The organism is Streptomyces sp. NBC_00466, from assembly GCF_041433995.1.
Classification (GTDB): Bacteria; Actinomycetota; Actinomycetes; order Streptomycetales; family Streptomycetaceae; genus Streptomyces.
In genome coordinates this window covers 2,252,618-2,271,635 of the sequence record NZ_CP107896.1, presented here as the reverse complement: position 1 = coordinate 2,271,635, position 19,018 = coordinate 2,252,618, and the positions used below count along the sequence as shown (strand labels likewise).

The 19,018-nt window shown below is 73.2% G+C and carries 16 protein-coding genes; 4 read left to right on the top strand and 12 right to left on the bottom strand.

Annotated elements, in window-relative coordinates; genetic code table 11:
• Window positions 1-4 precede the first annotated feature (4 nt).
• The gene (gene sdhC / locus OG210_RS09900; RefSeq protein WP_164258559.1) at window positions 5-385 is read right to left on the bottom strand and encodes a succinate dehydrogenase, cytochrome b556 subunit; all 381 of its coding nucleotides are present in this window, start codon (window positions 383-385) and stop codon (window positions 5-7) included.
• 168 nt (window positions 386-553) lie between these two features.
• Window positions 554-1,120, bottom strand: coding sequence for a 2-oxo-4-hydroxy-4-carboxy-5-ureidoimidazoline decarboxylase (locus tag OG210_RS09895; RefSeq protein ID WP_371540236.1), 567 nt, complete (start codon window positions 1,118-1,120; stop codon window positions 554-556).
• A 232-nt stretch (window positions 1,121-1,352) separates the two neighbouring features.
• Here OG210_RS09895 and OG210_RS09890 point away from each other — a divergent pair, with 232 nt between their 5' ends.
• From OG210_RS09890 to OG210_RS09880, 3 genes are all read left to right on the top strand, one after another.
• Window positions 1,353-2,951 (top strand): glycoside hydrolase family 20 protein, encoded by a 1,599-nt coding sequence (locus OG210_RS09890; protein WP_328330394.1) that lies wholly within the window; start codon window positions 1,353-1,355, stop codon window positions 2,949-2,951.
• 261 nt (window positions 2,952-3,212) lie between these two features.
• Window positions 3,213-3,860: a hypothetical protein gene (locus tag OG210_RS09885; RefSeq protein ID WP_328330396.1), complete on the top strand. Its 648-nt coding sequence runs from the start codon at window positions 3,213-3,215 to the stop codon at window positions 3,858-3,860.
• 188 nt (window positions 3,861-4,048) lie between these two features.
• Entirely contained in the window at window positions 4,049-4,303 is a 255-nt protein-coding gene (locus tag OG210_RS09880) for a hypothetical protein (RefSeq protein ID WP_328330398.1), read from the top strand.
• A gap of 72 nt (window positions 4,304-4,375) precedes the next feature.
• Here the strand turns inward: OG210_RS09880 and OG210_RS09875 are convergent, their stop codons facing one another.
• Both OG210_RS09875 and OG210_RS09870 read right to left on the bottom strand, forming a co-directional pair.
• The gene (locus OG210_RS09875; protein WP_328330400.1) at window positions 4,376-4,612 is read right to left on the bottom strand and encodes a hypothetical protein; all 237 of its coding nucleotides are present in this window, start codon (window positions 4,610-4,612) and stop codon (window positions 4,376-4,378) included.
• Window positions 4,613-4,621: 9 nt separating this feature from the next.
• Window positions 4,622-5,314 (bottom strand): TNT domain-containing protein, encoded by a 693-nt coding sequence (locus OG210_RS09870; RefSeq protein ID WP_328330402.1) that lies wholly within the window; start codon window positions 5,312-5,314, stop codon window positions 4,622-4,624.
• A gap of 334 nt (window positions 5,315-5,648) precedes the next feature.
• On the opposite strand from OG210_RS09870, the gene OG210_RS09865 reads away from it, so the two are divergent.
• Window positions 5,649-6,116: a lamin tail domain-containing protein gene (locus OG210_RS09865; protein ID WP_328330404.1), complete on the top strand. Its 468-nt coding sequence runs from the start codon at window positions 5,649-5,651 to the stop codon at window positions 6,114-6,116.
• 104 nt (window positions 6,117-6,220) lie between these two features.
• Here the strand turns inward: OG210_RS09865 and OG210_RS09860 are convergent, their stop codons facing one another.
• The 8 genes from OG210_RS09860 to OG210_RS09825 all read right to left on the bottom strand — a co-directional run bounded on the left by OG210_RS09860 (window position 6,221) and on the right by OG210_RS09825 (window position 18,932).
• A complete protein-coding gene (locus OG210_RS09860) occupies window positions 6,221-8,200 on the bottom strand; it encodes a TOMM precursor leader peptide-binding protein (protein WP_328330406.1) in 1,980 nt (659 codons plus the stop codon).
• Window positions 8,193-9,704: a hypothetical protein gene (locus OG210_RS09855; RefSeq protein WP_371535857.1), complete on the bottom strand. Its 1,512-nt coding sequence runs from the start codon at window positions 9,702-9,704 to the stop codon at window positions 8,193-8,195. Before OG210_RS09855 ends, OG210_RS09860 begins: the two co-directional genes overlap by 8 nt.
• 52 nt (window positions 9,705-9,756) lie before the next feature.
• Window positions 9,757-11,085, bottom strand: coding sequence for a nitroreductase family protein (locus OG210_RS09850; protein ID WP_371535853.1), 1,329 nt, complete (start codon window positions 11,083-11,085; stop codon window positions 9,757-9,759).
• Window positions 11,082-12,389: a thiopeptide maturation pyridine synthase gene (locus tag OG210_RS09845; RefSeq protein WP_371535850.1), complete on the bottom strand. Its 1,308-nt coding sequence runs from the start codon at window positions 12,387-12,389 to the stop codon at window positions 11,082-11,084. The genes OG210_RS09850 and OG210_RS09845 overlap by 4 nt, the downstream gene beginning before the upstream one ends.
• A gap of 135 nt (window positions 12,390-12,524) precedes the next feature.
• Window positions 12,525-13,493: a lantibiotic dehydratase C-terminal domain-containing protein gene (locus tag OG210_RS09840; RefSeq protein WP_371535847.1), complete on the bottom strand. Its 969-nt coding sequence runs from the start codon at window positions 13,491-13,493 to the stop codon at window positions 12,525-12,527.
• A complete protein-coding gene (locus OG210_RS09835; RefSeq protein ID WP_371535844.1) occupies window positions 13,487-16,213 on the bottom strand; it encodes a lantibiotic dehydratase in 2,727 nt (908 codons plus the stop codon). Before OG210_RS09835 ends, OG210_RS09840 begins: the two co-directional genes overlap by 7 nt.
• 149 nt (window positions 16,214-16,362) lie before the next feature.
• On the bottom strand, window positions 16,363-17,820 hold the full coding sequence (locus OG210_RS09830; RefSeq protein ID WP_371535840.1) for a nitroreductase family protein: 1,458 nt from the start codon (window positions 17,818-17,820) through the stop codon (window positions 16,363-16,365).
• 68 nt (window positions 17,821-17,888) lie between these two features.
• Window positions 17,889-18,932, bottom strand: coding sequence for a hypothetical protein (locus tag OG210_RS09825; protein WP_328330420.1), 1,044 nt, complete (start codon window positions 18,930-18,932; stop codon window positions 17,889-17,891).
• Between the last annotated feature and the right edge of the window lie 86 nt (window positions 18,933-19,018).

The following is a 19,018-nucleotide window of genomic DNA, read 5'->3' as shown; positions in this document are numbered from 1 at the left end:
GTCCTCAGCTCCCGAACAGTTCGCGTGCGGCGTGGCCGAGTACGGGGTAGATCGCCCCGATCATCAGCAGGACCCAGATGCCCACGACAGACCACAGCATCTGCTTCTGGTGGCGCGGGCCCTTGGACCAGAAGTCCACGGCGATGATGCGCAGGCCGTTCAGAGCGTGGAAGAGGATCGCTGCGACAAGACCGTACTCAAGAACGCCCACGATCGGCGTCTTGTAGGTAGCGATGACCTTGTCGTAGTCCTCGGGAGAAATACGGACGAGAGCAGTGTCCAGGACGTGTACGAACAGGAAGAAGAAAATGAGGACGCCGGTGACTCGATGAGCCACCCAGGACCACATACCTTCCCGGCCGCGGTACAGCGTTCCAGCCGGCACGGAAAAACCCTCCGGGAGCGGGGGACGGGGGTCATGCCGCCAGCTTCTCTCGCTGAGAGGAGCTGTGTCGGTCTGGCCCGGCCGGGTACGGTCCACCGGCCCTGGCCATCGTAGCGACGACTTGTCGGTTCCTTCGCGCGGGGGGTTCCGGTGTGATCAAACAGGCAATCAAACAGCCACGGACGGGCTACCGGCGTGGCCCGTATCCGCCACAAGACGGGTGATTCGCCCCCGGGCGAGCCGTCGCAGCTCGTCGGCGGCGACCGCTCGCTCCTCGTCCGGCTCGTGCGAGAGCCGGGAACGGATGCTCGCGAGCACCTGGTCGAGGTGCTCGGACGGGCGGAAGGCGTCGAGGCAGATCACGAAGGGGTGGCCGAAGCGGCTCTCGTACGCGGCGTGCGCGGCGCTCAGCGCGGTGTGGGCGGCCCGCGGTGTCCGGCCGTGGACCAGCCAGGACGCCGGTTCGCCCGCCAGGGCCTGGCCGAGCTCGGCCGGGGACAGGTCGTAACTGGCTTCGTCACAGGCGGCGAGCAGCGCCGTCAGGTCGGGGTAGGGGCGGTGTGCGGCCAGCCGCCGGGCCCACCGGGGGCTGCCGCAGCAGCCGAGCAGTGCGCTCTCGGCGGTGCCGGCGGGTGCAGAGTTGAACCAGTGGAGGCCGGAGGGGCCACGGTGCTGCGCCGGTATGGCTGCGCATGCCGGGCCGTCCGTTCTGTGGTGAAGTGACGGCGGTCGCATCGGAGGGCCGGCGTGGGACTCGCTGGACAGCGTGGGCTCCTCGAACACGACAGGATGGTCGGATGACGGCGGTGAATGAGCCGCAACGCTATCGATGCGGAGAGTTAAGTGTCCGACGGATGCGCGATTTTCACCCGGAAGGGAGAGTTTCAAGGCGCGTGATGGACGAACTGGTCGGCATTTCACCCTCATCCTCACCCTCGCCCAGCCGTGCACGGGAGGTTTCGGACTGATGAAAAGACTCAACGCACCGGTTCTTGCCGTGGGCCTGACCGCCACGGTCGCCGCCGTCGCGCTGGCCGTCACGGTCTGGCCGGACGACGACACGTACGGCGGCACCGGCCCCGCGGGCCGCGGCTCGGCGATGACCGCCCCCTCGTCCGACCCGTCGGCGACGCACTACCCCCTGTCGGCGGCGCCCCGTGCCATCCCGTCGGTACGCGAACACGGCCCGGCGCGCGGCCCCGGCTGGCACCCGGAGAAGAGCTCCCGGGTCCTGGTGGACAAGGGGTGCAAGGGCCTCACCGACGAGGGCCGGCTCCTCGCGCACGAACTGAAGATCGGCTACGCGTACGGCGGCACGGCCCGCGCGGGCGACATCGAGCTCGCGCTGAAGCCGGACAAGAAGGCCCCGCGCGAGTCGTACACCCTCAGCGCCCGCGACAGCCGGGTCACGATCACCGGTCCCGACGAGGCCGGGGTCTTCTACGGGACCCGGACCCTGAAGCAGTCCGTGCAGGGCGACGGGAAGGTGCCCGAGGGCGTCGTGCACGACAAGCCGGCCAGCGCGCAGCGCCGGTTCAACGTGGACATCGCACGCAAGCCGTTCGACGCCGCCTGGATCGAGGACCGGCTGCACGAGATGGCCGACCTCAAGCTGAACCAGCTGGGGCTGCACTTCTCGGACGACCAGGGCTTCCGTATCGCGTCCACGTCGCACCCCGAGGTGGTCTCTCCCGACCACCTCACCACGGCACAGGTCCAGCGGATCGTCTCGCTCGCCTCCAGCCTGCACATCACCGTCGTCCCGGAGATCGACTCGCCCGGACACCTGGGCGCGGTGATCAGGGCGCACCCGGACCTCCAGCTGAAGACGGTCGACGGCACCCCCATCAAGGGCGCGGTCGACGTGTCGAACCCGAAGGCGGCGCAGATCGTCGACTCGCTGCTGCGCGAGTACATGAAGCTCTTCCCCGGCCCGTACTGGAACGTCGGCGGTGACGAGTACCAGGCGCTGACGGTGAAGAACCCGGAAGCGTCCTTCCCGCAGCTGGCCGCGCTGGCCCGGAAGAAGTACGGCGCGAAGGGCACGGTCCAGGACCTGGCGGTGGCCTGGCTGAACGACCGGGCCGCGGTCATCAGCAAGGCGGGCAGGACACCGCAGGCGTGGAACGACGGGTTCTTCCGCGGCGGAGTGGCGAAGGCCGACCCGGCCCTCCAGGTCGAGTACTGGACGGGCAAGGAGTTCGGGGTCCGGCCGCCCGATGAGTACCTGGCCGCGGGGCGGCAGGTAGTGAACCTCAACGACGAGTACATGTACTACGTGCTCGGCCAGCCCAACAACTTCACCTATCCGACCGGCCAGCGTATCTACGAGCAGTGGACCCCGCGGGTGGTGCGCGGTACCAAGGCGGTCCCCGCCAAGTACGCCCACCTCATCGACGGCGGCGGGTTCGCCGTCTGGGGCGACTTCCCGAACGCCCAGACCCCGGCGCAGGTCGCCGCGGGCATCCGGTTGCCGCTGGCGGCGACGGCCCAGAAGCTCTGGGACCCGGACAAGCCGACGCTGACATGGACACAGTTCAAGTCGCTGGCGGCGAAGCTGAACTGACGGGACCGTACGGAAGGCGGCCCCCGGGACCCCGTCCCGGGGGCCGCGGCCGTACCCGTGCCCGGTCTCCGGCGGCCCGGGTGCCGTTCCCTCTGGCGGGTGTATCGGCCCGGCCCGGGGCGGCCGGGAGACGTGCAGGTCAGAGCGGCTTTGGGCGGCCGGTCGGGGGTTACGCCAAGTGACTCAGCGATTGCGCGGTGTATCCGGCCGTTCGCACGGTGGCGGTGAGTACTTCCCGCACCTCCGAAAGGAACGCTTTCCATGCGTATGTCCCCGAAGGCCGGCCTCCTCGTCTCGTCCGCCGTCTGCGGCGCCCTCGCCCTCGGCGTCGCGGGCCCGGCGGCTTATGCGGCGGTCGGTCACGCCCCCGCGGCCCGCCCCGCGAGCGCCCCGGCCGTCCCGGTGCCGGGCGCCGACAAGCTCGCGAGCCAGGCGAAGCTGCTGGGCGACGCCGGCGGTGTACTGAAGCCGGTGACGGACCTGGTCAACGCCGTGCTGAAGGCCCCGGACGGCAAGCTCCCCGCCGCGGACGCCACCAAGCTGGCCGACCCGGTCAAGGCCGCCCTGGCGAAGGTCACGGAATCCGCCCCCGCGGCACCCGCGGCCCCCGGCATCCCGGGCGGTGTGACCGGGGTGTCCGGCGCGCCCGCCGCACCCGACCCGGGCGCCGCACTCAAGGCGAAGGCGGCGGCCGACCTCCAGGCCAAGGTCGACACCCTCGTCAAGGCAGCCACCACCGGCAAGCCCGCCGAGGTCGGGGCGGCGGCCCAGGCCGTGCTCACCTCCCAGGTGAACGTCCTGGTCGCCATCGTGCTCGGCGGCGGCCTCCCGGCCCCGAACCTGCCGGGTCTCCCGAAGCTGCCGACGGTGCCGGGCGTCGCCCAGCTGCCGGCCCTGCCGGGCGCCTGACCGGCCCGGGCCCGGTCCCCCCGCCGTGAGCGGGCGGACCGGGCCCGCGTGCGAGAGGCCCGCTGCGCCCTGCGAAGGCGCTGCGGGCCTCACGGCATCGGTGCGGGTTCCGGGTGGAGCCGGGGCGGTTCCGGGTGAGGTTCGGCCCTCCGCGCGCGGCGGTGCCCGGTGGGCCGTAGCGTCCAGGGATGGACTTCAACATCACCGCGCAGGAAGAGGCGCTGCTCCTCCGGATCCGCGAGCATCTGCACGCGGGCAGCACCCCCCGCGAGGACGACCTCGCGGCCGAGCTCGGCGACGAGGTGCGGGGGCAGGTGCGCAGCCTGGGTGTACGCGGCTGGCTCGTCGTACGGTCCGCGCCGGACGGCACCTTCTACGTCGAGGGCCTGTCGTCCCTCGCGGAGTCGGCCCTGTCGAACCGGCGGGACGTGGGCGACCAGTAGCCCTGACCACCAGCAGCCGGGCCGTGTGCCGTCCTCCGCCTGCCGGTGATTCTTCGATTCTTCAGGCCGGCGTCAGACGAGCAGCCGCAGCAGGTGCGCGCAGGCGTCCGGCTCCGTGTCGTACCGGCCGATGACCTCGGACAGGCCGCGTTCGTACGCACCGGTCTCCCACGCCGTACCGTCCTCGGTCCGCTTCAGATAGAGGAAGTCGGGGGGCGTGGGGACCGGTTCATGGACCCCCTCGATCCGGTAGTAGCCGTCGGGTACCCCGGCCTCGCGCAGTGCGGCACGCAGTTCGTGGCGGTCCATGGGGCCTCGCTACTCGCCGGCCGGGGCGGCCTGGGCGAGGTAGTGGTGGTCGAGCAGCCACTTCACGTTCAGCCGCTGGCCCTCACCCGGGTTCAGGAACAGCGGGTCGAGCTTGATCTGCTGCCCGTTGCCGGGCTGCTCGAACCACGGCGCGATGCCGCCCTGCCATACCCAGAACGGCCTGGCCACCCGGTAGACGTGGTAGTCGCAGGGCACCGCGGCGTCCCGGGTGTTGAGGCTCTGCGGGGGCAGCGCGCGCTTGGCGTACGAGTCGCCCGCGGGTGCCAGATAGGAGCCGTACTCGGAGCCGAAGCGGTCCAGGCGCTCGCCGGTCCGCAGCTTCTCGGGCTCCTTGTCCACCTGCCCGTTGACCTCCTTGAACCCGTCGTTCGGCGGGTACTTCCAGCTGCCCGTGTCCGCGGGCCCCTCCCAGTACTTCTTCAGGAAGTCCCCGGACGACAGCTTTCCGGTCCGGTGGTAGCCCTTGAGCAGCGGACCCACCGGCTTCTCGTGCTTCGACGGGAGCCACTGCGGCCCCAGCCGGGCGTCGCCCTGGAACTGCCCCGAGCAGGGGGCGTGCTGCGGCCGGGTGGCCGCCGACGGGTCCGGGTGCTGCTGCGGAGCGGTGCTCGCGGCTGCGGGCGCCGCCGCGGTCGCAGCGGTGACGGTCAGCGCGGCGAGCATGGTGCGAATGCGGTTCACTCAAGGTCCCCTTGTGGTCCGAAACCCAGCTGGGCTGTATCACGCACGGTAGCGGATCGGTCACCGTGTGCGGGGCCGGATGGCGGAGTTGCCCGCGGTGGGGGCCGGTGTCTGTGGGGAGCGCGTCGCCTGGCGGGGTGCGCGGGGGCGTATGCGCCGGATGACCTGACGGGGTGTCTTTTGTCCGCTTTTGGCAAAGTGGCGAAGGTTCTCCTGACATCGGAACCAGCTCGGTTCAGAGTGTGATGGTCCGGCACAGAGCCGGAAGTTCATCTGCACCATGCGTGGGCCGACCGGCGCACGCATGCCCTGATCTGGGGGTTCCATGTCGTCTTTGTCTTCAGGTTCCCGTCTCGCCGCAGCTGTTCTGGCCTCCGGGGCCCTGCTGGCCGCCGCCTTCCCGGCAGCGGCCGCCGACCACCACCACGCCCCGCGCCATGAGCGCTCGGCCGTGGAGGTGGGCGCCGTCCACCACGTCGACAGCCATGCCGGCGGGCACCACCGCGGCAACCGGCTGGACGCGGAGTGGATCACCGTCACCAACAACTCCCGCCGTCCCGTGGAACTGCGCGGCTGGACGCTGACCGACGCGCAGCACCACTCGTACCGCTTCCACGCGCTGCGGCTCGGCGCGTACAAGTCGGTCAAGGTCCACACCGGCCACGGCCGTGACACCTGGAACGACGTCTACCAGAACCGGCGCTCGCCGATCTGGGACCGCTTCGACACCGCGACCCTGCGCGACGCGCGCGGTCACGTCGTGGACATCGAGCGTCTGGGGCAGCGTCACCATCACCGCTGACGGCTGAGGTGACATCAGGTGCGCCGCGAGTGGGCCCGCTCGCGGCGCACTGCTGTGTGCTGACCCGTGAGGCCGGTGGTGTGGGACCCGCCCTGTCGTGCCGGTCAGGGGAACGGGTGCGGATGCGGGTTGACCTCCTCGGGGCTGAGTGGCCGTGAGGTGTGGCCGAGGCTGTGGGGGACTGTCAGCACCCGGCCGAGTCCGGTGATGCGGCGCAGCCGGTGTCCGAAGGTCATCGGGAGCAGGCCGGGGACGAGGGTCTTGACGCAGGAGAGACCGGATGCGGCGTGCACCGGCGTGGTCTGGTCGACGACGATCGTTTCGAGGCCGGTCGTGGCGAAACGGCCCACCAGCTCGTCGAGATCCGCACGCAGATCGGCGTGGCGCGGCCAGGCGCAGCGGTCGGCGAGTTCGCGCAGGTTCCGGCGTTCTTGTGGCGGCCGGCCGCCGGGGGCGAGCAGAAAGTCGATGCGGCGGGCGGCGACCGGGTCGCAGTACAGCAGGGCGTGATCGTCCATCAGGCGGACCTGCTCGGGGTCCTCGCGCATCCGGGCGGCGTCCTCCGCGCGCTGCGGGTAGATCAGCCGGTACGCCTCGATGGCGGTGACCAGTTCGTGCAGTGCCCCGAAGACACCCCGTTCGGGGTCGAGCCCCGAGCCGCCGGCGCACAGCACGCTGGGACGGGGCTCCGCGGGCTCCGTACCCGGAGCGGAGCGCGGCCGTGTGTCCACGGCGGCGGCCCAGAAACAGGGGATGCCCTCGGTACCGGTCACGTCGAAGACTTCGACGCGGTAGCCGGTGCGCTCCTGGATCCGGTCGGCGAGCAGGCCGATCCGCCGGTCGCGCGCGGTGTGCAGGTCGAGTGCGGGCGCCGGCAGCCGGGCGTACCAGGTGAGCAGGAACGCGTCGCGCTCGGCGAGTTCCAGGAGGCCGTACAGGGCGGCCTCCTCGACGCAGCCGCCGAGCGCGCAGCCGTTGGAGATCTCGGAGACGAACGGCCGGGCGGACTGCGGGTGGTGCCGGCCGAGACGGTAGTACGCCAGGCTCTCGGGGACCAGAACCGGCTGTTCGCGGGTGAGGGAGTAGCCCCAGACCCACGGCAGGACGAGGTCGGGGTGGTACGGCTGGAAGGGGAAGCCGGGTTCCTGGTAGCGGTGGGGTTCGTGGCTGCCGGTGGCCGCCGGGTCCAGTACGCCGCCGGGGTGCCGGGCGGCGAGTTCGCGGTGACTGCCGCGCACCACGGTGCGCCGCCCTCCCGGACGGCCTCCGCCGAGCCGCTCCAGTGCCTCGGCGATCGCGGTGACCCTGGCGGTGCGGAAGTCGAGCGCGCGGCCGTAACCGCCGTCGACCGACTCGGGCGGGCCGACCTTGGCCTCGGCGAAAGGCAGCGTGTGCAGTCCGCGGGACCGCAACCCCTTGAGTACGCCGGTCTCGTCGTCGGCGTAACGGGTTTCCAGCACCGTCCGCTCCGCGCGCAGGTCCCGGAGCCGCAGGACCGCGGGGTCCGGCTTGGGCCGGGTGACACGCGGGATCGCGGCGCGGGCCGGAGCGTCGTCGGGCAGGCTGCCGCAGTCGCGGCAGTGGGGGTCGGGCAGAAAGGAGTGCCGGGTGATCTCCAGGTCGGCGAGGCGGAGCATGGTGACGGAATGCCCGGTGGCCGTGGCGGTGGTGAGCCGGCTCAGGGCGAGGTGCGCGGCGAGGTCTGCGGCGATGGGGGTGAGCAGCGGGGAGACCGTGTCGGTGAGGCGGCTGCCGTAGGCGGTGCGCAGGGCCGCCTCCTCGGCCGCGTCGGCCCGGGCTCCGGCGCGGCGGGTGGCGAGACAGCGGTGGCAGCCGGGTGCGCCGGGGCGGACCAGCGGACCGATGACCACCCGGTCCAGCTCCGCGACGACGAGCAGGAACGGGTATCCGTCGGCGACCAGCTCACGTACACGTTCTGACGCCGCGTCGGGTGTGTCGGCCGCGAGAAGCCGGACACCGGTCAGGGGGTGCGGCATGGCGTCCGACCGGCGGACGAGGGCCTGGCCGAGCAGGCCGCCGTCGTGGTGCGTCCGGGAGGTGGCCGGCAGGAGGTCTTCAGTCATCGCAGCGCACCGTTCTCAACAGGTAGGGCAGTATCCCGGTGGCGGCCGGGTCATGATCGAGCGGCACGATCAGGGCGCCGTGCGCGGGGCCGCGCCGGTCGCGGAGCGCGGCCGCCACCGCCTCGTCGAAGGTGGCACCCGAGCCGAGACCCCGCGGCGGGTTCGGACCCCCCGCGCGTACGGAGGCCACCGGAACCAGGCGGGCCGTGCCGTCCTCGGGAGACCACGCCCACAGCGAGGGCCCACCGGACGCCGGAACGAACCGCCGGGGGTCGAGGGCGAGCAGCGCGTAGAGCGTCAGAGCGCGTCGCGCGGTGCGCAGGCGTGCGGTGGTGAAGTCGGGGCCGGTGGCGTGGACCTGGTGCTCGGACCGGCCGGTGCGCGGGTCGCGGACCAGGGCCCTGGAGGCATGCCGGGGGAACTGCGGCAGAGCTCCCTCGTCCAGGTCCGCGAGCAGTCCGCCGTACTGGTCGATGCAGCCCGCGGCGCGCTTGGAGAACTCCTCGGGCCCGACGGCCGGCCCGCCGCGCAGGGAAGCGATCCTGGCGAGGAAGCCCGCTGCGGACTCCGGCGCCGCGGGCAGCGCGGCCGGGTGGGGCCGGTAGGGGTGGCGGGTGGTGGTCAGGGTCGCGGAGTCCAGCCGGACGAGCGGCTCCGGCTCGTCCGCCGCACTGGTGGAGGGGCCGAGGAAGGCTCGCTGGAAACGGTGCGCCAGCAGGGTGGCGGCGAACTCGGCGGCATCGGACGGGCATTGACCGGACGGGCGCTGTTCAGGTGGGTGCTGATCGGGCGGGCGCTCATCCGTTGGGTGCTGATCGGACGGGCGCTGATCGGACGGGTGCTGAGGGGTGCGTGGGGTGGTTTGCGTGCCGTGCACGCGTTGCCAGGCGCCGAGCCAGCCGCCGGCGGTGCGGTCAGGGCCGGGGGAGAGTGTCGGGCCCAGCCACCAGGATTCCGCGTCACGGACGGCGGCGGCGAACCACAGGCCGCCTGCGCGGCAGTCCTCGTCGAGCCGGGCGACGGACTGCGGATCGTCGCCCGCATCGAGCAGCAGCAGCGCGTCGTGGCCGCCGGCCGCCACCGCGGTCCTGGCCGCCGCGTGGCCGGTCACCGGCGTGACGGCCGGCAGGCCGGTCAGCCGCAGCGCGTTCGTCAGCGCGCCCACCGCGGCCGGAGCACCGAGGGCCAGCACCCTCAGCCGTGCGTACGAGGCGGTGTCCCGGTCCGGGCCAGGAGCGGCCCGGACCGCCAACAGGCCGTGCCGGTCGATGAGTTCGAGTACCCGCAGCACCGTGGTGCGGCGGTCTCCTTCGAGGCCGTCGAGCAGCTGTTCCACCGTGCGGGTGCCGTCCAGGAACGGCGCGAGCCGCTCCAGCCAGCCGGCGATACCGGGGGCGGCGATCAGGTCGGTGCCGCGGCTGGAGCGTACGTAGACGGTGCCGCTGCCGCTCGGGACCAGGAAGACATCGGGGCGCAGGAGTGGGGCGGAGTCGGAAGTGATCACTGTGTCCTCGGCCGGGGAGGGGGCGGCGGTACGGTCGGGATGTCCGAGAGGGTCACAACGGGCCCTTCCCGCCGAGCAGTTGACAGGACGGGGAGCCGTTGCCGCGTTCCTGGCCGAGCAGGACGGCGAGCAGCGTGGTGCGGTCGCGGTGCGTGCGCAGTACGGCGTCGGCGGCCCTGGTGTCGACATCGCAGCGGAGCCCGGCGCCGAGCCCGGCGCGCGCGGCGGCCAGGCCGATCCGCTGGCCGATGACGCCCGCCCGCAGGTTGAGCATCCGGTACCAGCGGTCGCCGTACCCGGGGTAGCCCGACTCGTAGTCGCCGGTCACGAGCACAGCGCAGGCAGCCTCAAAACCGGCCAGTTCACCCGGCCCGCCGGGTGGGAACAGGCCCCGGGGCGTGGCGTCCCCGGTGACCGGTGCGAGCTGGCCGGTACGCGGGTCGAGCCGGTGGCAGCCGGGTTCCAGCCCGGTGACGCGGTGGGCGACCACGTACAGGTCGCAGTCGGCGGGCGCGGCATGGTCCAGGGGGACCGGGCGGGCGGCCTCCTCCAGGACCGTGCGCAGGGCGGCCGACGGAACGGGAACCGGCTCGAAGCCGGAGCGGGCCGTACGGCGGCGGAGCAGCGGGGCGCCGGGCGCGATCGCGCCCGGCGCCCGGGCGGTGACGACCGCGTGGACGCGCTCCGCTCCGTAGTCGAGGCCGAGCAGGCGGCCCAGTTCCTCGTCCGCGAAGCGCGCGTGCGCCGTCGGCGCGGCGCCGGCCGACTCCAGCAGGGTGAGCGCCTGCCCGGTCAGTACGCCGGTGTCGAGTGCCTGCAGACGGTGGCCGAAGGGGCCGTAGCGGGCCAGATTCGCGTCCAGCCGACTGGTGATCAGCAGGACCGATTCCGGCTGTTCCAGCGGCGGTTGGTCCAGCGGCGGTTGGTCCAGTGAGCGGGCGAGCTCGGCGCGCAGGTCGGCGCGGGAGAGGAGTTCGAGTGCGTGAGCCGACGGCAGATAGTGGCAGAGCCCGGAGGCGGTGGCCGCGTACACCTCACCCGGGTAGGTGCCACCGCCGGACGGCACCGGTCGGCCGGCGCCCACGCCCGCGTCGGTCCAGTCGATCCGGGTGACGCCGTTGAGCAGGGCGAGGAGCGCGCCCAGACACTCCAGGGAGGCGGCCGGACCGCGGTCGGCCGGGGGCGACGGGAAGACCGGCGGGTACGGCAGCGGGATGACGGGCACGCCCGGATGGCGCCTGGGCGCTGTGCTGCCCGCCGCCGGGTCGATGGTGGGCAGCACACTGCCGTGCTGTGCGTGGTAGCGGCGCGCCGCCGCACCTCCGGTCCCGGCGGACGGAGGGCAGGCGTCGGGCGGGGGAGCCTGCGGGGCGGTCCTCATCCGCGTGTCCGCGCCGGTGCGGTGGTGTTCTCGGGCGCACCGGAGGTGCTCGCGGCGATGGCGTTCTCGGGCGCACCGGGGGCGTGCGCTGCGGTGGTGTTGTCCGGCGCACCGGAGGCGTCCGCGGCGGCGGTGTTGTCCGGCGTACCGGGGGCGTCCGCGGCGGTGGCCAGGACCAGTTCGAGCGCGCTGACCCCGTAGACCTCCTCCACCGCGTTCGCCGCGAGGTGGCAGAGCAGATAGCGGGTCAGGCCGGGCAGTCCGAGACGGGACAGATGGAGATACGTGTAGTTGAGCATCAGGCGGTAGCGCAGGAAGCGCGGATCCCGGTACATCATGTGCTTGTACGTGGCGCTGCCGCTGATCGCCCGGTGCAGTGGGCTGGTCGTGAGCAGTTCGCCGATGCCGTTCTCCTCGTCGGTCGGGATCTCCATCTCGGGGATCTCGCCGGCCTCGTACAGCGCGGTCCAGCGGGTGCCCAGCGGGTCGATCGCGGCCACCCAGCGATGCAGGGCCGCCGCCCGCTCCGGCCCGGTACCGGTGTCCGGCGCCCCGGGTCCGGTCACGGCGGAATCGAAGGCCGCGACCACAGCGCGCACCTGTGCGGTGAGCACCGCACTGTTGGCCGCGTACCGCTGCTCGAAGGCGGCCCGCACCTGGGGGCCGACCGTGCTCAAGTAACCCTCGGCGTGCGAACGGAAGGAGACGAACCCGCGACGGATCGAAGGATCCTGCGGGTGCCGGCAGAGGGTGTGCGCGGTGGCGAGCATCAGGCGCAGGGCCAGCGTCTCGCGGGGCAGCCCCGCGGCGACGGACTCCAGGTGCTCGAACAGCAGGCCGTTGGTCCGCTGGTAGAAGAGGGCCAGCTCGTCGGCGCCGACCGGGCAGCCCAGCACGTCCACCCGGCGGTCGTGCTCCTCCCAGGTGATCGAGTTGTCCGGATAGAAGGGGGTCAGCGGGCCGGGTTCCCGTTCGGCTGCGGCGAGGCGGCGGTGCAGCGGCAGCAGAGCGGCCTCGTCGAGTGGGGCCGCGGTGGACGGCCGGGCCCTCAGATATCCGCCGACCAGTTCGGAAACGGCGGGTACCACCAGCTCGGCGAAGACGGCGGGTGTGGCGTGGACCACCAGGCGCAGATGGGGACCGCGGCGCCAGTGCCGCAGTACGTAGGCCGATTCGACGCGACCGGAGCAGCGCTCGATCACCGGCCGTACGGCTCCGAGTATCAGCTGGTCGGTGTCGTCACCGAAGTACGCGATGTGGGCCGCGCGCCACTGCGGCTCTTCCTTCTGCGGGGTGGCTGTCACGGGAGTCCCTCCTTGGCGGTTCTCTGCTGTCCGGGCTCTGCTGCGGTCTCTGCTGTCCGGTCTGTGCTGTCCGGGCTTTTCGGTCTGTGCCGTCCGGGCTTCTCGGGGCGGGCTTCTCGGCGCGGAGGACCGGCCTCACGGCGGGCCGGTGCCGTCGTGCCGAGCGTGGTCGTGGTCGCCCCGGTGCCGACGGGTGCTGTGCTGACCCGGTCGGTCATCGACCGTCAACTCCGCGACGGCCAGCAGAGCCAGGGCGCGCAGGGAAGCCTCCTGGCCGAGCCGCACCCCGAGCCTGTTGCATGCCAGGTGGGTCAGATGACCGGCCAGCCGGGCGGGGAGGGCGGCCTGCCGCTGGGCACTCCGGCAGGCCGCGAGCCAGCGGGTGACCGGGTCGGCGCCGGCCGGGCCGGCAGCTCCCGCCCGTGCTGCCGCGCGGGCCGCGCGGGCGACGGTGAGCAGGGCGGTACGCCCGTTCCGGTACTGAGCCAGCACCTCCGGCGCCGGACGTACCGGCGGAGCACTCGCGTCCATGCTGCCGGTCAACAGGGCGAAACAGTGGGCCGTGCGCTGCGCCGGGCTCCATTCGGCCAGCACAGCGGCGACGGCCAGCTCGCTGCAGGTGGCGAACGCGTCCTCGACGGCCCGCAGGGCGACGCCATGGCCGTACTTGCCGTGCTCGGGACGGTAGGCGTGGAAGGCGAGGCTGTCGTTGGGGGCGAGCGTCCCGGGCACGCTCTCCGGCTCCAGGGTGGCCAACTGGTCTGCCAGTAACCGGTATTGCTGTGCCGTCATGGGCCGCGAAGGGGGCAGCGTACGGAACAGCGCCGAGGCGTGTGCCTCCAGTGCGGCGCGTACCGCGGGTTCGGCCGCCGGGGTGGCGGCCCGCACCCGCAGACGCAGGTGCGGGCCGCCCTGCCAGTGACGGAGGAAGAAGAAGCGGTCGGCCAGCCCGCGTTGCCGCAGCTCCGCGACGGCCGTGGGGATCAGCGCGCGCACCACCAGGTCGAGCGGGTGCCCGGTGAACACATGGGCGCTGACCCAGCGGTCCTCCGGTTCCGGTTCCGGTTCCGGGTCCGGTACGCCGCCGGGCGGACGGGTCACCATGTCCGCACCCGCCGGTCTGCCGCCGGGACCGGGGCGGTGGGCAGCTCGATCAGGAACTCGGTCGCGTAGCGGTCGCCGTCCCGGTGGGCCGGCGCGTCGTGGAGGTCGGGCAGGGCCTCGGTGAGCAGCAGCGGCCGGCCGGTGGCCGCCGCCCGCTCGAAGACGCGCACCAGATGGGCGTGGGCGAAATCGAGGTAGACCGGCTTGCGGTCCTTGTCGTGCAGCGCGGGGCCGGTGAAGCCGTCGGCGGGGCGCGGGGTGAGGACGCGCAGGAAGCAGCGCTGCGGCAGGCCGAGCGCCGCGCGCCAGGTGTGCACGCGGACCAGGTGGGCGGCGTCCGGCTCCCCGGCGGTACGGGCGGGTGCCCGGCCGCCGTCGATGAACCAGGTCGCACGGCGCAGCACCAGGGCCCCGATGGCGAGACGGGGCATCTTCGTCCAGCCCGCACCGGGTGTCACCGCCGGGCCTCGGCCGGGTGGAACGGTCGGCTCCGGCGGGAGCAGCCGCCACAGTTGGGGCCAGTCCGACCAGAAGGCGTAGGAGGTCTGACCGAAGGCCTCCACCAGCAACCGGGCCGGCAGCGGGAGCAGTGGCGTGGCGAGCAGGCCCAGGTGCAGCGGCCGTACGACCCGGCCGGTGGGGCGGTGGGCCAGGTGAAGTCGCTGGGTGTGCCGGTCGTGCACGACATCCAGGTCGGCGGGGCGGATCAGCTGCTCGGGGGGCCGGTGCGAGGTGGCGCCGTCCAGGTCGATCGCGTAACGGGTGGCGGCCGCACGCTGGTTGAGTGCGCTGCCGAAGACGGCGTCGAACTCGGCGTAGAGGGGGGTGCCTTGGGGGCCGTCGCCGGGAGGCCCGCCGTGGGCTGCCGCGGGATCGGCCGGTACGTCGAGCAGGCGGGCGATCCGGGTCCGGCCGGTGCCATGGCCGCAGGTGACCGTGTTGAGTACCAGTCCGAGCCCGGTGGCCGGGTCGGGCAGTGTCTGGACGTAGCAGGCATGGCGGTCGCCGGTGGTGTCCGGGCCGGGCCAGCTGCCGCACAGCTCACGGACGGCCTGGGGTTCGAGACGGACGGTGCCGTCGGGCGCGGGCGGAGTGCCGGCGATCAGGCTGCGCAGCTCGTCCTGCCGCCGTGCGTCGCGCTCGGTGGGAGTGTGCGGCCCGGCTGCGGCCCACCGGGCGCCGAAGTCCTGGAGGAAACCGGTGAACGGTCGCCTGAAACCCGGACCGTAGGCGGCCACCGAGTGCTGCCGGAGTGCTTCGCGCGGCGGTGCGAGGGTGTCGAACGGGGCGAGCAGCGCGGGGACCAGAGCGAGGTCGGCGAGAGCCGGCTGCCAGAGAGCCGGGTCGAGTACGGCGGCGGTGCCGACGGCGACCGTGTGGTGAAAGTACAGCGGGCCGGAGTCCAACTGTGCCCCCGGGCCCAGCAGTTGCAGCCGTCGGGCGGCATTCGTGGTGTGCTGCCGCAGGGCGGCGGCGATGGCCCGGTGGGAGCCGGGCGCGGCGCCCCGGGCGGCGTCGGTCCGGTCGCGGATGGCGCGCAGGTCGGCGAGCAGGAGGGCGAGGTGGACGCCGCGGTCGCCCCGGTTACCCCGGTCGGCCCGGTCGCCCTGGTGCGGCTCGGGCAGGTGCCGGCTGAGCCAGTCGCAGAGCGTGGCGGCGTCGAGCTCCTGATCGGACAGTCCGAGGCGGACCTCCAGCAGACCGATCCGGACGAGCCGGGCGACGACGGCATCGGCGGTGGCGGTGTCTGTCGTGGCGGTGGCGGTGGTGGCGGTGGCGGATGTGGTTGTGGTCGTGGGGTTTCCCGGGCCGGGCGTGGCGAGCAGGGTGCGCAGCCGCTCGGGGCTGCCCGCCTCGTGGGTCGCCGCCAGGATCGCGGCCAGCGCGGGCGTGGCGGGCAGGGTACGCACCGCGCCGGAGGGGCCCGGCGCGGTGAACAGCCACTGTTCTCCCTCGGGGGAAGGCACCCGTGTGGCCGACGGGTTGACGCGCAGTCGGACGGCCGCGGCCAGCTCGGGCACATGGGCGAGAGCGGCGGCGATCCGGGACAGCGGCAGCAGACTCGACTCGGCCACCTCGGCCCGGACGGAGCTCGCCAGGCGTACGCCGGCTCCGGCATCCGCCACCCAGTGGCCGAAGCCGCTGGCGGCGAAGGTGGTCAACGGGCTGGGCTTGGCCATCGCGCGGCCCGCGTACTTGGCCAGCCGGACGGCTGCCCCGTCCAGCGGCCGCCGCCGGGGCGCGTCGCGTTCGCTCCAGCGCAGCAGGTCCTCGTACAGATCCGGACTGGCGTAGTCGAGACCGGCGGCGAACGCCGGGTCCTGGACGAGCGCGCCGAGGGCCGCTGCCGCCGTCCGGGTCTCGGCCGGCAGTACGTGCTCCAGTTCGGCGAACAGTTCGGCCCGGCTGCGGCGGAGAGCGGCATGGTGGTGGAGACGTCCGGTGAGCGCGGCGCCGAGCACGTCCGGCGGGGCCGCCGCGTCCAGCAGCGTGCCGATGCGGGCGCCTCGGTGCACGGCCCGGCGCAGGCCCACCAGCCGGCCCTTGAAGGGGCGGGCAGGCTCGGTGCCGATCAGGGCGTACAGCGCTTCGCCGAGCTGCGCCGCGTCGACGGTCAGTCGCTGGTCCAACGATGTGATGCGCAGGGCGAGTTCGGTGCTGCGCGGGATACGGGAGGCGTCGAGCGCGGTGGTGGGCAGTCCGGCGATCCGTACCCCCACGGGGTGGGAGCGTGGGTCGGGAGCGGGAGCGGGAGCGGGAGCGGGAGCGGGAGCGGGTGCCGGAGCCGGTGCCGGAGCGAGGACGGGGGCGGTGGCGGTGACCGTGGGGGGTTCGGCCGGAGGCGGCGTGTTCCGGGTGTTCCGGCTCATCAGAACACCACCGGTATGCGGAAGGCGGCGCCCGGTCGCGCCGTGCCGATGGCCACCTGGAAGAGGACTGTCTCCTCACCTGGGGTCAGCCCGAGGAGGCGCTCGGCGACGGCGGCGTCGTAGCCGTTGTGGATCCGGGCGGACAGGCCATGACGGGCCGCGACCACGCAGAGCAGGTGGGCCGCCGCCCCCGCGGTCAGGTGCAGTCTGCGGAAGGCGTCCGCGCCGTACCGCGCGACGGCGGTGCCGCGCCGGACGGCGATGTAGGCGGTACAGGCGGTCGAGCGGAAGTTCACCGACACCCGGCCCTCGGTCTGCCCTGTCTGTTCGAGCAGCTCGAGCGGGTCGCCGTCGCTGACCTGCCGCAGCCGGCCGTCGCTGTGGACGTAGTGGCCAGGGGGGAATCCCGCGACCCGCTGTACGAGCAGGTGGCTGGAGAAGCCGGTGAACGGCGCCGCCGCGAGGGCGGCGCCGAGATCGGTGAGCAGTGCCCGCGGGGACGGCGTCGGTACGGGGTCGAATATCGCGGCGCCGGAGTGGCGGGCACGGAGCGCCGGGGCCAGGTCGGGCGGGGGCCAGGTCGGGTCGGCGGGCTGCTCCACCGACCGCAGGATCTCCAGGTAACCCATCGGGTGCTCCGCCGCGTCCGGCAGCCGGTCCGCGCAGAGGACGCGCAGCGTCTCCTGGTCCTGGCCGGGCCGGGTGCGCAGGCCGAGTGCGGCGGCGACCAGGTGCACCGCGCCCAGCAGCATGCCTGCCTCCTGGGCGCAGAGCCGCGGAGCGTAGCCGCCGTAGAGCCGGGCGGTCCGGGCGAACCGGCTGGTGATCACGATGAACCGGGACGTCCCCGGATCGCCTCCCCCGTCGCCCGTCCGATCGCCCTCTTGATCATTCGCCTGATCACCCGTCACTGACCCGGTCAGCACGACGAGTTGATGATGAAGCGGATCGAACCGGAACGCCGCGGTGGGTGTGACGAGGGTGAGTTCGCTCGGGTAGCGGCATCGCGCGGAGGCCACCGCACGGTGAAGCGGCCAGCCGCCCGGGGTCAGGTCGTGCTGGAGCAGGCCGTAGGAATAGTGCAGCAGTGCGGAGAGGACGGCCGGGTCGGTGAGGGCGGCCGGGGAATCGGCGGGAGGCACCAGGTCGAGCGGCGGCGACACCAGCTGAAGGCGCGGCCCGTGGGGGAGCGGGTCGGGCTCCGCGTCGGCCGTTCCCGGGGCCGGGTATCCAGAGGCGAGTGTGGCCGGGATGGCCCTGCGGGAGTAGACGGCCTCCGCCCAGAGCGCGAGGGGAAACGGGTCCTCGCCCGCGAAGCTCCGGGGGGTCCGGCCGGTTCCATCGGCCCGGGTGGCCCCGGTGGCCCCGGTGACCCCGGTGACCCCGGTGACCCCGGTGGCCTCCTCGGTCACAGTGGGCCCACCTGTCCCGTCGGTCTCGTTGGTCGCACCAGTCACACCGGGCCCACCCGCCCTGTCGGTCCCGTTGGTCGCGCCGGTCCCGCCCGCCCTTTGGGCCCTGCCGGTCACTCCGACTCCGCGCCGAGGAAGCGGCCGGTGGTCAGATCCAGCACCGCGGTATCCGTCCCCGTTGACGGATCGGTCTCCCCGTCGGCGCTGTCCAGACCCGCCACCCGGCGCAGCAGGTGCAGGCAGAGCTGGTTGGCGGCGAGGGCCGCGACCGGACCACCGAGGTACGGGCTCGGCTCACGTGCACGAGTCGGATCCCCCGCACCCGCATCCGCACCCGCGCCGCCTGCTCCGTGGCGATCGGGCCCACTGCCCGGCGACCCACCGGTGGCTGGAGGTTCGGATGCGCCTCCGGGGTCACTCACCGCACTGATCACGATGTGTTCGCCTCGTCCCACCGCCTGTCCGTACCGCGCCCCGCCACGTAGCGCGAGCGCGCGGGCCCGGTCCGCCGGCTCCGGGTCGGACACGTCCGAGCCGAGCAGCACCACACCGACGTCCGCGGGCAGTTCGGAAAGGTCGCCGCTCAGCTGTTCGTAGCGGAAGCACCCACCCTCCTGCTGGAGCAACGCGACACATTCGTGCAGCCGGGCCACATCCGTCGCGGCCCCGGAACTCTCTTCGGCCGGGCCGAGCCGGACAGGCCCGCCGAGCCGGACATGTGCCACACCCGAGGCGAGCAGGGCGAGGACCAGTGCACTCGCCATCCGTCCGGTACCGACCACCAGGGGAGCGCATTCGCGATATCGCTCGAAGCGGTGCTCGGGCGAGTCCGCGCGCGCAGCGATGAAGTCGATCAGCGCGGCGTGGTGCGCACGGACCTGCGGGCTCAGCCCGTGGGGCAGATCCACCGTGGCATCGCGTACGAAACCTTCCCGGGCCAGCAGTTCCACCAGTGCGCGGACATGCTGCGCCGCCTGTGGCGGGAGGTCGGCTGTGAGCTGGTCCAGGCTGCTGCGACCGTCCAGGAACGGCCGCAGCCGTTCCAGCCATGGGTGGATCCCCGGCAGCGCGAAGGCAGCAGTGTGCCGGGGCCCGCTGATCACCACGCCCCGGTCGGACGGCAGCAGATGCGTGTCGGGAAGGAGCCTCGGCCTCATCACCACCTCCATCGGATTCCTCAGCGGGAACGCGCTTTCGCAGGCGTGAAAGCGCCGGAAGAAGCTGTGCAGGGCCGCCGGACGAA

Bases quoted from the DNA above. Each gene is read 5' to 3' on its own strand.
- OG210_RS09825 (WP_328330420.1), bottom strand. From the start codon at position 18,932: ATGAGGCCGAGGCTCCTTCCCGACACGCATCTGCTGCCGTCCGACCGG.
- OG210_RS09885 (WP_328330396.1), top strand. From the start codon at position 3,213: ATGCGTATGTCCCCGAAGGCCGGCCTCCTCGTCTCGTCCGCCGTCTGC.
- OG210_RS09840 (WP_371535847.1), bottom strand. From the start codon at position 13,493: ATGGTGACCCGTCCGCCCGGCGGCGTACCGGACCCGGAACCGGAACCG.
- OG210_RS09875 (WP_328330400.1), bottom strand. From the start codon at position 4,612: ATGGACCGCCACGAACTGCGTGCCGCACTGCGCGAGGCCGGGGTACCC.
- OG210_RS09890 (WP_328330394.1), top strand. From the start codon at position 1,353: ATGAAAAGACTCAACGCACCGGTTCTTGCCGTGGGCCTGACCGCCACG.
- OG210_RS09850 (WP_371535853.1), bottom strand. From the start codon at position 11,085: ATGAGGACCGCCCCGCAGGCTCCCCCGCCCGACGCCTGCCCTCCGTCC.
- OG210_RS09880 (WP_328330398.1), top strand. From the start codon at position 4,049: ATGGACTTCAACATCACCGCGCAGGAAGAGGCGCTGCTCCTCCGGATC.
- OG210_RS09860 (WP_328330406.1), bottom strand. From the start codon at position 8,200: ATGACTGAAGACCTCCTGCCGGCCACCTCCCGGACGCACCACGACGGC.
- OG210_RS09895 (WP_371540236.1), bottom strand. From the start codon at position 1,120: ATGCGACCGCCGTCACTTCACCACAGAACGGACGGCCCGGCATGCGCA.